The following is a 14,548-nucleotide window of genomic DNA, read 5'->3' as shown; positions in this document are numbered from 1 at the left end:
GCCCGCAACCTGCCCCGGAAAAACCCCGCTTCCCTTGACAATAGTCAAGCAACCCGCGGATTTTTCATGGCAGGAAACGGGCCATGACCCAACCGCCCGCCCTGCCCCGCCTGCTTGGCCCCCTTGCGCTGCTGCCGCTGGCGACGCCGGCGCTTGGCCTGGCCTTCACCCGCCTCTTGCGCCGGATCGCGCGGCAAAAGCCCTCGATCCTGGCGCGGCTTGGCGAAAGCCAGTCTGCCCGCTTCCTGATCGACGTCACCGACGGCCCGGTGATCCTGCTGATGGAGCCCGGACCGCGCCGCATCACCGCCAGCCGGCGCGGCCGCGCCGAACCCGCGCATGACGCGGCGATCCGCGGCCGGCTCGCCGCCTTTCTCGCCATGCTGCACGGCAGCGAGGACGGCGACGCGCTGTTCTTTTCCGGCGATCTGACGATCACCGGCGACACGGCGGCGGTGCTGGCGCTGCGCAACGCGCTGGACGATGCCGAACTGGACCTGACCGAAGAGCTGGCGGCGCTGTCGCGCCCGCCCTTCGACCGCTGGCTGCGCCGGGCATCAAGCCTGGTCGCGCGGCAAAGCGGCTATGTGCTGTCACGAGAGGAGCCCCGGCCATGATGGAACTGGTCTGCCCGGCCGGCACGCCGGCGGCATTGCGCGCGGCGGTCGATGCGGGGGCGCATACCGTCTATTGCGGCTTTGCCGATGAAACCAATGCGCGCAACTTCCCGGGCCTGAACTTCTCGCGCGAGGAAATGGCGGCCGGGGTGGACTATGCCCGCGCGCGCGGCGCCAGGGTGCTGGTCGCGATCAACACCTTCCCGCGCGCCGGTGCGCAGGCGGTCTGGCACCGCGCCGTGGCCGATGCGCATCGGGCCGGCGCCCATGCGGTGATCCTGGCCGATCCCGGGCTGATCGCGCATGCGGCGGAAACCCATCCCGACCTGCGGCTGCACCTGTCGGTGCAGGCGGCGGCGGCCAATCCCGACGCGATCAACCTCTACGCCGAGGCGTTCGGCATCCGTCGCGTGGTGCTGCCGCGCGTGCTGACGGTCGAGGAAATCACCGCCATCAACCGCGAAATCGACATCGAGACCGAGGTCTTCGTCTTCGGCGGGCTGTGCGTCATGGCCGAGGGGCGCTGCTCGCTGTCGTCCTGGGCCACCGGCCTGTCGCCGAACATGAACGGCGTCTGCTCGCCCGCAAGCCACGTCGCCTATGCCGAGACCGCGGGCGCGAGCGAGGCGCGGCTGGGCGGATACCTGATCCACCGCACGCCCAAGGGCGGCCCGGCCCCCTATCCGACGCTCTGCAAGGGCTGTTTCACCGCCCCCGCGACCGACACCGCCGCCGCCCAGACCGGCCACATCTTCGAAGACCCGGTCAGCCTGGACGCGACCGAGCTGATCCCGAAGCTGCAAAAATCCGGCGTCACCGCGCTGAAGATCGAGGGCCGCCAACGCTCGCGCGCCTATGTGGCGCAGGTCGTGCGCGCCTTCCGCGCCGCGGTCGAGGCCGCCGAGGCCGGTGCGCCGATGCCCTCGGGGCTGTTGGCGAAACTGACCGAGGGCCAGGCCGCCACCACCGGCGCCTATGCGAAAACCTGGAGGTAAGCCATGGACCTGACCATCGGCCCGATCGCGTTTTTCTGGACCGCCGAACAGGTGCGCGACTTCTACCGGCAGCTCGCCGCCGGCCCGGCGCGGCGCGTGGTGATCGGCGAATGGGTGTGCTCGAAACGGCTGCCGTTCTGGCAGCAGGAAATCCCGGCCGCGGTCGAGGCGCTGCAGGCCGCCGGCAAGGAGGTGGCGCTGTCGACGCTGGCGCTGATCACCCTGAAACGCGAGCGTCGGCAGACCGCCGACCTGTTCGCGACCGGCATCCCGGTCGAGATCGCCGACCTGGGCGCGCTGAAGCACCTGCCCGAAGGCGCGCCCTTCCAGGTCGGCCCCATGGTCAACGTCTATAACGAGGGCACGCTGGAATGGCTGGCCCGCAAGGGCGCGACCCGGATCTGCCTGCCGCCGGAGCTGCCGCTGGGCTCGGTCGCGGTGCTGGCCCGGGCCGGGCGCGATGCCGGCGTCGCGGTCGAGGTCTGGGGCCACGGCCGCACGCCGCTGGCGATCTCGGGGCGCTGCTATCACGCCCGGCTGCACGACCGCGCCAAGGACAGCTGCCTGTTCGTCTGCGGCGACGACCCGGACGGGCGCGCGGTGCAGACGCTGGACGGGCAGAGCTTCCTGACCGTCAACGGCGTGCAGACCATGGGTCACGCCCATACCACCGTGGCCCGCCAGATCGAGGCGCTGCGCGCGGCCGGGGTCGGCGCCATCCGCCTGTCGCCCCAGCACGGCGATTTCGCGGCGATCACCGCGATCTACGACAGGGCGGTGCGGCAGGCGGCGGCGCCGGAGGACACGGTGGCCGCGCTGGCGGCGGCCATGCCGGGCGCGGCCTTTGCGGACGGCTTCCTTGCGGGGGCGCCCGGGCTGCGCCCGGTGACCTGAGCGGGGGCGCTAAAGCCGCTCGCCCACCACTCGGGCGCAAAGCGCCAGCGAGATCGCCCCGGCATCCGGGTGGCCGAGGCTTTGCTCGGCCAGCGGCCGCGCCCGGCCCAGGCGGGGGACGAGCTGCGCCGTGCCCGCTGCCGCCGCCTGCGCGGCTTTTGCCGCCGCGGCCCAGGCTTCGGCAAGGGCATGGCCGGCGCCCACGCCCTGCTCCAGCGTCTCGACGAAGGGCACCAGCGCATCGACCAAGGTCTTGTCGCCGACCTGCGCCCCGCCCATGCCGGTGATGGCCGCCAGCGCGGCACGGGCGCCCTGCGCCACGCGGGGCGCGGTCAGCGCCTCGGCATCGGTCAGCGCCACCCCCCAGGCCCGCAGCGCCGCGCCCCAGAGCGCACCCGAGGTTCCGCCGGCACGATCCGCCCAGGCATCGCCCGCCAGCGCCAGGATCGTCGCCGCGCCAGCCCCCGCCTCGGCCGCGCGGCAGGCCGCATCGGCGGCAGCACGAGAGCCGCGCGCCATGCCCTGGCCATGATCGCCGTCGCCGGCGCGGGCGTCGATGGCGCCCAGTTCCGCCTCGGCTTCGGCCAGCGCGGCGGCCAGATCGCCGAGCAGCCCCGCAATGCAGCGCCCGGCTTGGGCCGATACCGCGCTGCCCGCGCGGATGCCCTGGGCACCCTCGACCGCGCGCAGGACGCGGGCGGCGGCACCCGCCGCCACCGCACCGCGGCGGAAGGCGGGCGTGTCGGCCGCGGCGCACCACAGCCGCTCCAGATCGGCGTCCAGCCACATCAGCGACAGCGAACAGCCCGCCATGTCGAGGCTGGTGACGAATTCGCCGACCTCGGGCATGACCGGCTGCAAGCCCGCTTTGGCCAACAGCGCCGTCAGGTGATGCCAGAGCACGAAAAGCTCCTCGTATTTGGTGCAGCCGAGCCCGTTCAGCACCACGGCCACGCGGCCCGCATGCCCGGCCGGACGCTCGGCCAGCAGCGGTTCCAAGAGCAGCCGCGCCAGATCGGCGGCGGGCAGCAGGTCGCGCGTGCTGATGCCCGGCTCGCCATGGATGCCAAGGCCAAGCGCCATCCGGCCCGGCTGGACCGCGAACAGCGGCTCGGCCTTGCCCGGCAGGGTGCAGCCATCGAAGGCGATGCCGAAGGACACCGTCGCGGCATTGGCGTGATCGGCCAGTGCCATCACCGCGTCGAGGTCCAGCCCCTCTTCGGCCGCCGCACCTGCGACCTTGAAGACCAGGAGGTCGCCCGCCACGCCGCGGCGCTTGTGACGCTGGGCCACGGGGGCGCTGGCCACGTCGTCGGCGACGGCCAGCAGCCGGGCGTCGATGCCCTCGTCCCGCAGCCGCGCGGCGGCGGCGGTGAAGTTCAGCACGTCGCCCGCGTAATTGCCGTAGCCCAGGATCACGCCGCGGCCGTCCTGCGCCTGCCGCGCCACCCCGGCGATGGCCGAGGTCGAGGGTGAGGCGAAGACATCCCCCGCCACCGCCGCATCGGCCAGGCCCGGGCCGACATAGCCCAGGAAGGCCGGGTAGTGCCCCGAGCCGCCGCCGACGACCAGCGCGACCTTGGCGGGGCCGTCCATGGCGCGGATCGCCCCGCCCGGCACGGCAAGCACATGGCCCGGATAGGCCGCGCAAAAGCCCGACAGGGCATGGGCCGCGAAGGTCTCGGGCGTGTCTTGGATCTTGGTCATGGCAATGCCCTCAGCTCAGGGGCACCAGCCGCCTGGCGGCGGCGACGGTGCGGTTCAGCCAGTCATGCTCCTGCGCGCGGGTGGCCTGCAGGTCGTCGGAATGCGGCAGCCAGTGCTCCAGGATGACGCTCATGTCCGGGTCGCGGTCCGCAAGCGCCGCGAGCACCTCGGACAACTCGGCGCGGCCCTCGCCCAGGGGGGTGCCGTGGATGCGGAAGCCCACGCCGTAAGGGTCGGGGGTGATCTGGTAATCCTTGAAATGCAGGTTGATGGCATAGGGCGCCAGCATCCGCACCGTTTCCATCGGCCATTCGCCGGCGCAGATGGAATTCGCCACGTCCAGGCACACGCCCAACGCATCGTCGGCCACCGCATCCAGCAGCGCGACCATGCGGGGCGAGGGATAGTTGAAATGGTTCTCGATGGCGAAGCGCAGGCCGGCGGCCTTGCCCTCGGGCAAGAGCGCGCGCAGCTGCGCGGCCAGTTCCGGCACCGGGATCAGCGCATCCTCGGCATCCAGCGCCACGCGCAGGATGTTCGAGCCGATGCGCCGGCCGATGGGGATATAGCGCGCCAGTTCCTCGGCATCGAAGGATTGCGTGCCCAGTTCCAGCGTCATGCCATAAGCGTCGGCGCGGGCTTTCAGCGCCCGATGCTCGTCCGGCGACAGCCGGTCCAGCGGCAGGTTGTCGGCATATTGCACGACCGACAGCCCGTGGCCGTGGGCGATTTCCAGCAGCGCCATCGCCGTCATGGGCGTGTCGGGCTGCTTGTCCTTGATCCCGATGGACCAGCGAAAGGCATAGCTGCCAAGGCCGAGTTTCATGGTTTCCCCCTGTGAAACGGCGCCGGTCGCCCGGCGCCCGCCCTTCAGTGAATGAGCGAACCGCCGTTCACATCGACCTCGGAACCGGTGACATAGGAGGCGAGCTCCGAGGCCAGGAACAGCGCGCAGCCCGCGACCTCGTCGGCGGTGCCGGGGCGGCCCATCGGGATGCCGGCGTTGATCGTCACGCGCATCTCGTCCGTCAGCTTGCCGGCGGTGATGTCGGTGGCGATGAAGCCGGGGCAGATCGCGTTGACGCGGATATTGTCGGGCGCCAGTTCGCGCGCCATGGCCTTGGTCAGGCCCAGGATCCCCGCCTTGGCCGCCGAGTAATGCGGGCCGCCGAAGATGCCGCCGCCGCGCTGCGCCGAGACCGAGGACAGGTTGACGATGGCGCCCGACTGGTTGCCGCGCATATGCGGGATCACCGCCTGGCTGCAATAGAGCGTGCCGCGCAGGTTCACGTCCAGCACGTCGTCATAGTTCTGCGGGCCGATCTCCATGATCTTCAGGGGCTGGGTGATGCCGGCATTGTTCACCAGCACGTCGATGCGGCCCCATTGCGCGATCAGCGCCTGGAAGGCGGCCTTGACGCTGGCCTGGTCGGTGACGTTGCAGGCCAGCCCGACATGGTCCGGGCCCAGTTCGGCGGCGGCGGCCGCGGCGGCGGCCTGGTCCAGGTCCAGGATGGCGACCGTCGCGCCATGCTGCGCGAACAGCCGCGCGGTGGCGAGGCCCAGGCCGCGCTTCGACGCGGCGCCGGTGATGACGGCGAATTTGCCGGTCAGAAGGGCGGTTCCCATGGTGATGCTCCTGTCGGTGATGGGAAAGGGAAAGGGGTTACAGCCAGCCGCGCAGCTGCCGGGCGATGGCCCTGGTCGAGATGCCGTAGCGGTCGTGCAGCGTCGGCAGCGCGCCCGCGTCCAGGAACTGGTCGGGCAGGCCGATCATGCGGAAAGTGGGCGCGACGCCGTTCGTCAGCAGGGTCGCGGCGACGGCCTCGCCCAGGCCGCCGACGCGGGTGTGGTTTTCGGCGGTGACGACCAGGCGACCGCCCTTGCGGGCCTCGGCCAGGATGGTCTCGGTATCCAGGGGCTTGATGGTCGGGCAATGCAGCACGGCGACCGAGACGCCGTGGCGCTCCAGTTCGGCCGCCGCGTCCAGCGCCCGCATGGTCATGAAGCCGGAGGAGATGACCAGCGCATCCGATCCGTCGCGGATCAGCCTGGCCCGGCCCAGTTCGAAGCGGTAATCCGGGTCGTGGGCGCGCAGGACCGATGGCACCTTGCCGCGCGGCAGGCGCATGTAGACCGGACCGTCATGGGCCACCAGCGCCGGGACGGCCTCGGCCACGTCGATGGCGTCGCAGGGATCGACGATGGTCAGGTTCGGCAGACCGCGGAAGATCGCCAGATCCTCGGTCGCCTGGTGGCTGGGGCCGTAGCCGGTGGTCAGCCCCGGCAGCGCGCAGACGATCTTGACCGGCAGGTTCTCCTCGGCGATGGCCATGGCGATGAAGTCATAGGCCCGGCGGCTGGCAAAGACCGCATAGGTGGTGGCGAAGGGGATGAAGCCCTCGCGCGCCATGCCGGCGGCGGCCGAGATCATCACCTGCTCGGCCATGCCCATCTGGTAGAAGCGGTCCGGGAAGGCCTGGGCAAAGACATGCAGGTCGGTGTATTTCGACAGGTCCGCGGTCAGCCCGACGATGCGCGGATCGACCTTGGCGGCGGCGACCAGCGCGTGGCCGAAGGGGGCGCCGACGCTTTCATAGCCCTCGGCGTCCAGCGAGGCGATCATGGCCGAGGTCTTGCCGCTGCCGGTGCCGGGCTGGCGCGGCTGCCACTTGCGGTGCGGGTCATAGGTGGAACGGGTGGTCATGGCCGTCACTCCGGCTTGGTTGCGTCAAGAACGGCCAGCGCCTTCTGCCATTCATCGGCTTCGACACGGACGAAATGCGTGATCTCGCGGGCCTCGAGGAAGGGCACGCCCTTGCACATCACCGTGTCGCAGATGATGACGCGGGGCCGGGCCTCAGCCAGGTTGCGGGCGGCGTCGAAGGCCGCGACCAGCGCCGGAATGTCGTTGCCGTCGACGCGCTGGACGTGCCAGCCGAAGGCCGCCCATTTGTCGTGCAGCGGCTCGGCGCACAGCATCTCGGTCGACTTGCCGTCGGCCTGCTGGTCGTTGAAATCGACGATGCAGATCAGGTTGCCCAGCTTGTGATGGGCGGCGGACATCGCGGCCTCCCAGGTCGAGCCCTCGCCCAACTCGCCATCCGACATCAGGTTGTAGACGAAGGCCGGATTGCCCTTGGCCCGCAACCCCAGCGCCATGCCGACGCCGATGCCCAGGCCCTGGCCCAGCGAACCGCCGGTGATCTCCATCCCCGGGGTATAGGCGGCCATGCCGGACATGGGCAGGCGGCTGTCGTCGCCGCCATAGGTCTCCAACTCGGCCTCGGGCAGGATGCCGGCCTCGATCAACGCGGCGTAAAGCGCGATGGCGTAATGGCCGATGGACAGCAGGAAGCGGTCGCGGCCTTCCCATTCGGGATCGTCGGGGCGGTGGTGCAGCGCGTGGAAATAGGACACGGCCAGCACGTCGGCGATGCCGAGCGCCTGCCCGACATAGCCCTGGCCCTGGACCTCGCCCATGCGCACGGCCTTGCGGCGGATTTCCCAGGCCCGTCGGGGCAGGCTCATGTTCGGAAATGCGGTGGTCCCGCTCATCTTGGCAGTCTCCTTCTGGTCGGCCCCGACGCGCTGTCGGGGGCGGTGCGCCGCAGACGCGGCAGGCAGGCGGGTGGGGAAAGGGCGCGGCGGCTGGGCCGCGCCGTCGCGTCAATAAAGGGTTATCGCCGGCACATAGCTGACCAGGGCCAGGACGATCATCGACACCAGGAAAAAGGGCCACAGCTCGCGCGTCGTCGCGCCCAGCGAGGTCTTGGCGATCGAGGCGGAGATGAACAGCGTCGTCCCGATCGGCGGCGTGTAAAGCCCGATGCCCAGGTTCAGCACCATCATCAGCCCCAGTTGCACCGGGTCCATGCCGATGCTGGCGGCCAGCGGCACGAAGATCGGTCCCAGCAGCAGGATCGCCGGCGGCAGGTCCAGCGGCATGCCGATGACCAGCAGCAGGATGTTCATCGACAGGATGATCAGGATCGGGTTCTGCACGGTTTCGGTGATCCAGGTGGCGAATTTCTCGGGCACCTGGTCGAAGGTCAGGATCCAGCCGACGGCCGCGCTGCCCATGATGACCAGCATGACCACGCCGGTCGCCACGCCGGCCTCGATCAGGTTGTCCTGAAAGCGGCTCCAGGTGATGTCGCGATAGAAGAACACGCTCATCGCCAGGGCATAGACCACGGCCAGCACCGCGATTTCCGTGGGCGTGGCGATGCCGAAGCGCAGGCCCAGCAGGATCAGGACCGGCAAGAGCAGCGCCGGGCTGGACAGGACCGCCAGACGGCCCAGCTCCTGCATCGTCGCTGACTTGTCCACGGCGGCAAAGCCGCGCCGGCGGGCGATCCAGTTGCAGGCGACGACCAGGCCCACGGCCAGCAGCACGCCCGGCAGCAGCCCCGCCGTGAACAGGTCCGCAATCGAGGTGCCCGAGATCAGCGAATACAGGATCAGCGGGATCGAGGGCGGGATCAGGATGTCGATGACCGCCGAGGTCGAATTGTTCGCCGCGCAAAGCGCCGAAGGATAGCCCTGCCGCTTCTGCCAGGGGATCAGCACCGAGCCCAGCGCGCTGGCATTCGCCACCGCCGAGCCCGACACCCCGCCGAAGACCACCGAGGCCACGACGGTGGTCGCCAGCGGCCCGCCCTTCCAGCGCTGCATGACCTTCGAGGCGAAGGCCAGCAGCTCGTTGCCCAGCGTGCCGCCCAGCATCAGCGTGCCCGCCAGCATGAAGAAGGGCAGCGCCAGCATCGGAAAGGATTGCGTCTGCTGGTAAAGCTGCTGCACCACGATGGACAGCGGCAGCCCGCCATAGAAATAGATCGCGAAGGCCGAGGACAGCACCAGCGCATGTCCGACCGGCACCGCCAGCAGCATCAGCAGCGTGAAGCTGAGAATGAGCGCAAGGGTCATTGGCCCGTCTCCTCGGGGTTGGGGATCGGCAGGGCCTCGGGCCCGATCAGGATCAGCCGGATCGCGATGGCCAGGGTCACGGCGACGACCGCGGCGCTGCCCCCGGCCAGCGCCAGATAGCTGTAGGCGGCGGGCAGGCCCAGGACCGGGCTGAGGTCGATCCAGGACATGCCGGCGACCTGGAAGGCGACGGCGGCGACGATGACGTTCGACAGGATGACGCAAAGCTGCGCCAGCAGATGGATCGCGCGCTTGCCGCCCCGGCCGAACAGGTCCGGCACCGCCTCGACCGCCATATGGGCGCCGCGCTGCGCACCCAGCGCGATGCCGGCGACGATGAAGAACGGAAACAGCCGCTCGGGCAGTTCCTGCGCGAAGGACAGGCCGCCGCCCGCCGCATAGCGGGCAACGACGTTGGCAAACAGCAGCAGCAGAAGCGCCAGGCCCGAGATCATCACGATACTGCGCGTGATCAGCGAGATAATCCGGTCCAGCCCGTCCGCCAGCCGCAACAGGGGATGGGGCGGATGCGGCACATCCGTCGCCAGGTCCCGCTGCGGATCTTCGTGATGATCGCTCGGCCGCGTCATGGATCAGGCCTTGGCCGCGTCGATCAGCTGGCCGACGAAATCGCCGAAGGGCTTGGCCTTCCAGATCTCGGCAACCGGCGCCGCGGCGGCGCGGAACGTGTCCTTGTCGACCTCGTTGATCTTCAGCTTGGCATCGGCGCTGAACTGCTGGAACAGCTTCGCCTCGCTTTCGAGGATCAGCCCGCGCTGCATCTGGGTCGCGGCATCGGCGGCGGCCTGCACCTGCGCCTTCTGGTCGTCGCTGAACTGCTGCCAGCGGATTTGCGAGATCAGGAAGGGCGAGACCTCCCATTTGTGGCTCGACAGGCTGATGAAAGGGTTCACCTCGTAGAGCTTCGAGGAGGCGATGTTGGTCAGCGGGTTTTCCTGCCCGTCGACGACGCCCTGCTGCAAGGCGATGTAGAGCTCGCCGAAGCTGATCTGTTCGGTGCTGGCGCCGAGCGTGTTGAAGATGTCGATGGTCATCGGATCGGGCGGCGTGCGGATGGTCAGGCCCTTCAGGTCGGCGGGGGTGACGATGGCGCGCTTGGAGTTGGTGATGTGGCGGATGCCGTTGTCCCACCAGCCCAGCGGCACCATGTTCACGGCGGCAAAGCGCTCGGCCAGGCTGGCGCCGACCGGGCCGGCCAGGACCTTGAACGCATCGGCCGAGGTGTCGAACAGGAACGGCAGGCCCAGCGCCGCGATTTCCGGCACCAGGGCCGAGCACGAGCCCTGGCTGTTGACGGTCATGTCCACCGCGCCGGTGCGCAGGCTGGTCAACAGGGATTGTTCGTTGCCGAGCTGCTCGGCCCCGGCGACGCGGACGGCCAGCTCGCCGCCGCTCTTTTCCGCGACCAGGCGGGCGAATTCGTCGCAGGCGGTGCCGCGCGGATTGCCGGGCGCGGCGTTGTGGCCCAGCGTCATGGTGGTCGCGGCCTGCGCGCCGCGCGGCAGCGCCATGATCGCCGGCGCCGCCAGCAGGGCGCTGGCGCCACGCAGCAGGTTGCGGCGGTTGATGATGGTGGTCATCTGGATCTCCTCCCCAGGATGGATGGCAAGCGGCAGGGACTGCGGCGCGCCGCACCGTGGCCCTTTGCGTCGGACATGCGTCACCTCTCCGGCGACGCCTTCGGGTCAGGACCGGGGGCCCTTGGCCATGGGCGAACGTCTGGTGCCGTGAGTGACAGCGGCGGCGCTGGTCGCGAACATCGAATTCCCCCTTTTTCGGTCATGGGCGGCAGCGTTTGGTCCTGCCTTGCCCAGGCTGCGGTCCGGTCTCCTCAAACCGGGTGCGCAGGGAAATGATCGCCGCAAGGCAAGCTCGCGGTCAAATGCGAAATCGACGCTTATTCGTGAATAAGATTCATCTGTCCCACGACCCGATCGACGCTGCACCGGCTCAGCTCGTCCAGGATCCATTGCTGGAACAGCTTGATCTTGGGCACATTCTGCTTGGCCTTCAGGATCGAGATGCTGTGGCAGGCGACCTGGCTACGGGTTTCGCCGAAAAGCTCGACCAGCCGGCCGGTGGCCAGTTCGCGCTCGACCAGGACATGGCTTTCAAGGCAGATGCCCTGCCCGTCCACGGCGGCGCTGATCGACATGAACGAGCGGTCGAAGCGCGGCCCCCGGTCCAGTTGCAGGGGAATGTCGCCGTTCAGCCGCGCCCAGTCGCCCCAGCGCAGCAGGTTCACCTCGGAATGGATCAGGGTGTGATGCTGCAGGTCGGCGGGGGTGTGGATCGGCGGGTCGGCGCGGCGCAGGAACGCGGGCGAGCACAGCGCGATCACCGCCTCGTCCGGCAGTTGCACGGTGATGACGCCGCGCGCGGGCAGGACGCTGCCGTAGCGGATATCGACATCGACCAGCCCGGCGCCCAGCTCGACCGGATCGGCCGAGGCATGCAGCCGCACGTCGATGTCGCTGTGCTGCGCGCTGAACCGCGACAGCCGCGGCATCAGCCATTGCGCGGCAAAGCTGGGCACGGAATGCACGGTCAGGATGTCGGCCTTGCCATGGCGCTCGATCTCGCGCGTGGCGGCCTCCATCGTCGCGAAGGCTTCCGAGACGCGCTGGAAATACCGCTCTCCGGCATCGGTCAGCAGGATCGTGCGGGTGTCGCGATGAAACAGGCTCAGCCCTATTTCCCGCTCCAGGAAGCGGATCTGGTGGCTGATCGCCGAGGCCGTCACATGCAGCTCGTTCGCGGCGGCGGTGAACGAGCCGCAGCGCGCGGCGGCCTCGAAGGCCTGCAGGGATTTCAGCGAGGGCATGCGGCGCATGGGATGCCTTTGTATTGAGCCGGGGCAGGGTATTGCCGCATCTTGCATGAGACCAATTCAAAAATCAGCCCGCGTAATTCGTTTGATGCCCGGCAGCGGCTTTCCTTAGGCTTGGCTCTAGGGGAGACATATCATGCAGCTTTCATTCATCGGCCTGGGGGCCATGGGCAGCCTTATGGCACGCAACCTGATCGGCGCGGGCTTTGCCCTGCGCGGCTACGATGCCTGGCCGGCGGCGGTGCAGCGGTTCCGCGACAAGGGCGGCCAGGCGACGGCCTCCGCGGCCGAGGCGGCGCAAGGCGCCGATGCGCTGATCCTGATGGTGGTGAGTGCCGCCCAGGCCGAGGAGGTGCTGTTCGCCTCCGGCGCGCTGGAGGCGCTGGCGCCGGACGGGGTGGTGGTGCTGATGGCGACCTGCCCGCCCGGCGCGGTCCGCGACCTGGCGCAGCGGGTTCAGGCTACGGGCCGGGGCTTTGTCGACGCCCCGGTCTCGGGCGGCACGGCGGGGGCGGATGCCGCGACGCTCAGCATCATGGTCGCGGCCGAGGCCGCGGTCTTCGATCGCGTCAGGCCGGTGCTGCGCGCCCTGGGCAACAAGATCTTCCATGTCGGCACCGAGCCCGGCCAGGGCGCCACGGTCAAGGTGGTGAACCAGCTGCTCTGCGGCGTCCATATCGCCGTCGCGGCCGAGGGCATGGCCTTTGCTTCCCGTGTCGGCGTCGATCCGCAGGTGGTGCTCGAGATCCTCGGCGGCTCGTCGGCGTCCAGCTGGATGCTGAAGGACCGCGGCCCCCGCATGATTCAGCCCGACCCCGAGGTTTCGAGCGCGATCGACATCTTCGTCAAGGACCTGGGGATCGTGCTGGACGCGGGGCGCGAGGTGAAGGCCGCGCTGCCGCTGTCGGCCGCAGCCTATCAGATGTTCCTGGCGACCAGCGGACGGGGCGACGGGGCGGCCGACGACAGCCAGGTGATCCGCTCCTATGGGTTGCTGAATGCGGGACGCGCGGCACCGGCCTGAGATTCCATCAGGAGAGCCGCCGTGCTACGGGCAAGCATGATCTGCGATCAGCCGCCAGAGCTTGCGCAGAGCGTCCTGCCTCGGATCAGGCGCCCCGCCCAACCGGCATCCTGGCGCTTCGCCGAACCTCGCGTGCGCCATCGCATTTCGTCATCGGCTCCGAGGCGGCGTCAAGGTCATCGCCAGCCGATGCCCTGAGCGAAACGGCCAGGCCGCACAAGGCCGCACCGAGCCAGAAACGCTGCGTCTTCCATGTCGAAGTCGATCCGCGCGTGCCAAGGCGGCGACGGTGCAGGCAGAAGCGCATATCACCGCAGCGCCCCGGGGCCGACGCACGCCCCCTTGCGCAGCCCCCGGCTTTGCGGTTTCTCATGACGCCATGACCCGCTTCCGCTTTGCCCCGATCCCGGCCGCCCTGCCCGCCACCGTGCCCTTCACCGGCCCCGAGACGCTCGAGCGCCAAAGCGGCATGCTGTTCCGCGCCCGGCTCGGCGCCAATGAGAACGGCTTCGGCCCCTCGCCCCGCGCCGTCGAGGCCATAATCCGCGCCTCGGCCGAGATCTGGAAATACGGCGATCCGGACAGCCACGACCTGCGCCAGGCGCTGGCGACGCATCACGGCGCCCGGCCGGAAAACATCATGGTCGGCGAGGGTATCGACGGCCTGCTCGGCCTGCTGGCCCGGCTCATGCTCAGCCCCGGCGAAACCGTGGTCACTTCTCAGGGCGCCTATCCGACCTTCAACTACCATGTCGCGGGCTTCGGCGGCCGGCTGGTCAAGGTTCCCTATCGCGACGATGCCGAAGACCCGCAGGCGCTGACCGACGCCGCCCGCGAAAACGACGCCCGGCTGGTCTATCTCGCCAATCCCGACAACCCGATGGGCAGCTGGCACCAGGGCACGCGGATCGAGGCGATGCTCGCCGACCTGCCCCGGACCAGCCTGTTGGTGCTGGACGAGGCCTATGCGGAATTCGCCCCCGCGGACGCCATCCCCCGCATCGACCCCGAGGACGCGCGGGTGATCCGCTTCCGCACCTTCTCCAAGGCCTATGCCATGGCGGGCGCGCGCGTGGGCTACGCCATCGGCCCGGCCGAGCTGATCGCCGGCTTCGACCGCATCCGCAACCATTTCGGCATGAACCGCACGGCGCAGATCGGCGCGCTTGCGGCCTTGCAGGACCAGGACTGGCTGGCCCATATCCGGGCCGAGACCGCCGCCGCCCGCAGCCGCATCGCCGCCATCGCGCAGGACAACGGCCTGGCCGCCCTGCCCTCGGCCACGAATTTCGTCACCATCGACACCCGGCGCGACGGCACCTTCGCCCGCGCCCTGCTGCAAAACCTCGGCGCCGAGGGCGTTTTCGTCCGCATGCCCGGCACGGCACCGCTCGATCGCTGCATCCGCGTCTCCTGCGCGCCCGAACCGGAACTCGACGCCTTCGCCCAGGCGTTGCCCCGCGCCCTCGCCGCCCTGACCTGAGGCTTTCTCTGTTTTCCAAATACCCCGCCGACCATGCCAGCGGGCCGG

At 69.7% G+C, this 14,548-nt stretch carries 14 protein-coding genes; 5 read left to right on the top strand and 9 right to left on the bottom strand.

Translation table 11 applies throughout. The features are described from left to right. The first annotated feature begins 83 nt into the window (after positions 1-83). The 3 genes from ubiT to ubiV are packed head-to-tail and all read left to right on the top strand — an operon-like array spanning position 84 to position 2,506. Positions 84-617, top strand: a complete 534-nt coding sequence (ubiT, locus tag ASV56_RS09295) for a ubiquinone anaerobic biosynthesis accessory factor UbiT (protein ID WP_062561716.1) — start codon at positions 84-86, stop codon at positions 615-617. Continuing rightward, positions 617-1,612, top strand: coding sequence for a ubiquinone anaerobic biosynthesis protein UbiU (gene ubiU, locus ASV56_RS09290; protein ID WP_062562299.1), 996 nt, complete (start codon positions 617-619; stop codon positions 1,610-1,612). Before ubiT ends, ubiU begins: the two co-directional genes overlap by 1 nt. Positions 1,613-1,615: 3 nt before the next feature. Next, positions 1,616-2,506: a ubiquinone anaerobic biosynthesis protein UbiV gene (gene ubiV, locus ASV56_RS09285; protein WP_062561715.1), complete on the top strand. Its 891-nt coding sequence runs from the start codon at positions 1,616-1,618 to the stop codon at positions 2,504-2,506. A gap of 9 nt (positions 2,507-2,515) precedes the next feature. Here the strand turns inward: ubiV and ASV56_RS09280 are convergent, their stop codons facing one another. From ASV56_RS09280 to gcvA, 9 genes are all read right to left on the bottom strand, one after another. Beyond that, positions 2,516-4,213 carry a dihydroxyacetone kinase family protein gene (locus tag ASV56_RS09280; protein WP_062561714.1) on the bottom strand — a complete coding sequence of 566 codons (1,698 nt, stop codon included), beginning with the start codon at positions 4,211-4,213 and terminating at the stop codon, positions 2,516-2,518. Positions 4,214-4,223: 10 nt separating this feature from the next. Beyond that, a complete protein-coding gene (locus ASV56_RS09275; RefSeq protein WP_062561713.1) occupies positions 4,224-5,039 on the bottom strand; it encodes a sugar phosphate isomerase/epimerase family protein in 816 nt (271 codons plus the stop codon). A gap of 44 nt (positions 5,040-5,083) precedes the next feature. Beyond that, entirely contained in the window at positions 5,084-5,842 is a 759-nt protein-coding gene (locus ASV56_RS09270; protein WP_062561712.1) for an SDR family NAD(P)-dependent oxidoreductase, read from the bottom strand. Positions 5,843-5,879: 37 nt separating this feature from the next. Further along, complete coding sequence (locus ASV56_RS09265; protein WP_062561711.1) at positions 5,880-6,920, bottom strand: transketolase family protein; 1,041 nt, start codon at positions 6,918-6,920, stop codon at positions 5,880-5,882. 5 nt (positions 6,921-6,925) lie between these two features. Next, positions 6,926-7,771: a transketolase gene (locus ASV56_RS09260; RefSeq protein WP_062561710.1), complete on the bottom strand. Its 846-nt coding sequence runs from the start codon at positions 7,769-7,771 to the stop codon at positions 6,926-6,928. 111 nt (positions 7,772-7,882) lie between these two features. Continuing rightward, positions 7,883-9,142: a TRAP transporter large permease gene (locus ASV56_RS09255; protein ID WP_062561709.1), complete on the bottom strand. Its 1,260-nt coding sequence runs from the start codon at positions 9,140-9,142 to the stop codon at positions 7,883-7,885. Beyond that, the gene (locus tag ASV56_RS09250) at positions 9,139-9,732 is read right to left on the bottom strand and encodes a TRAP transporter small permease (protein ID WP_062561708.1); all 594 of its coding nucleotides are present in this window, start codon (positions 9,730-9,732) and stop codon (positions 9,139-9,141) included. Before ASV56_RS09250 ends, ASV56_RS09255 begins: the two co-directional genes overlap by 4 nt. Positions 9,733-9,735: 3 nt before the next feature. Beyond that, complete coding sequence (locus ASV56_RS09245; protein ID WP_062561707.1) at positions 9,736-10,743, bottom strand: TRAP transporter substrate-binding protein; 1,008 nt, start codon at positions 10,741-10,743, stop codon at positions 9,736-9,738. Between the two features lie 317 nt (positions 10,744-11,060). Continuing rightward, positions 11,061-11,996, bottom strand: coding sequence for a transcriptional regulator GcvA (gcvA, locus tag ASV56_RS09240; RefSeq protein ID WP_062561706.1), 936 nt, complete (start codon positions 11,994-11,996; stop codon positions 11,061-11,063). Positions 11,997-12,129: 133 nt separating this feature from the next. Here gcvA and ASV56_RS09235 point away from each other — a divergent pair, with 133 nt between their 5' ends. Both ASV56_RS09235 and ASV56_RS09230 read left to right on the top strand, forming a co-directional pair. After that, complete coding sequence (locus ASV56_RS09235) at positions 12,130-13,017, top strand: NAD(P)-dependent oxidoreductase (protein ID WP_062561705.1); 888 nt, start codon at positions 12,130-12,132, stop codon at positions 13,015-13,017. Positions 13,018-13,396: 379 nt separating this feature from the next. After that, complete coding sequence (locus ASV56_RS09230) at positions 13,397-14,500, top strand: pyridoxal phosphate-dependent aminotransferase (RefSeq protein WP_062561704.1); 1,104 nt, start codon at positions 13,397-13,399, stop codon at positions 14,498-14,500. Positions 14,501-14,548: the final 48 nt, after the last annotated feature.

The sequence above is a fragment of the Paracoccus aminovorans genome, assembly GCF_001546115.1.
Taxonomy (GTDB): domain Bacteria; phylum Pseudomonadota; class Alphaproteobacteria; order Rhodobacterales; family Rhodobacteraceae; genus Paracoccus; species Paracoccus aminovorans_B.
Note: the sequence above shows the minus strand (reverse complement) of the source record. Positions and strands in the feature narration are given on the sequence as shown.

Bases quoted from the DNA above. Each gene is read 5' to 3' on its own strand.
- ASV56_RS09230 (WP_062561704.1), top strand. From the start codon at position 13,397: ATGACCCGCTTCCGCTTTGCCCCGATCCCGGCCGCCCTGCCCGCCACC.
- ASV56_RS09275 (WP_062561713.1), bottom strand. From the start codon at position 5,039: ATGAAACTCGGCCTTGGCAGCTATGCCTTTCGCTGGTCCATCGGGATC.
- ASV56_RS09235 (WP_062561705.1), top strand. From the start codon at position 12,130: ATGCAGCTTTCATTCATCGGCCTGGGGGCCATGGGCAGCCTTATGGCA.
- ASV56_RS09255 (WP_062561709.1), bottom strand. From the start codon at position 9,142: ATGACCCTTGCGCTCATTCTCAGCTTCACGCTGCTGATGCTGCTGGCG.
- ubiV (WP_062561715.1), top strand. From the start codon at position 1,616: ATGGACCTGACCATCGGCCCGATCGCGTTTTTCTGGACCGCCGAACAG.
- ASV56_RS09245 (WP_062561707.1), bottom strand. From the start codon at position 10,743: ATGACCACCATCATCAACCGCCGCAACCTGCTGCGTGGCGCCAGCGCC.
- ubiU (WP_062562299.1), top strand. From the start codon at position 617: ATGGAACTGGTCTGCCCGGCCGGCACGCCGGCGGCATTGCGCGCGGCG.
- ASV56_RS09280 (WP_062561714.1), bottom strand. From the start codon at position 4,213: ATGACCAAGATCCAAGACACGCCCGAGACCTTCGCGGCCCATGCCCTG.
- ASV56_RS09270 (WP_062561712.1), bottom strand. From the start codon at position 5,842: ATGGGAACCGCCCTTCTGACCGGCAAATTCGCCGTCATCACCGGCGCC.
- ASV56_RS09260 (WP_062561710.1), bottom strand. From the start codon at position 7,771: ATGAGCGGGACCACCGCATTTCCGAACATGAGCCTGCCCCGACGGGCC.
- gcvA (WP_062561706.1), bottom strand. From the start codon at position 11,996: ATGCGCCGCATGCCCTCGCTGAAATCCCTGCAGGCCTTCGAGGCCGCC.
- ASV56_RS09265 (WP_062561711.1), bottom strand. From the start codon at position 6,920: ATGACCACCCGTTCCACCTATGACCCGCACCGCAAGTGGCAGCCGCGC.
- ASV56_RS09250 (WP_062561708.1), bottom strand. From the start codon at position 9,732: ATGACGCGGCCGAGCGATCATCACGAAGATCCGCAGCGGGACCTGGCG.
- ubiT (WP_062561716.1), top strand. From the start codon at position 84: ATGACCCAACCGCCCGCCCTGCCCCGCCTGCTTGGCCCCCTTGCGCTG.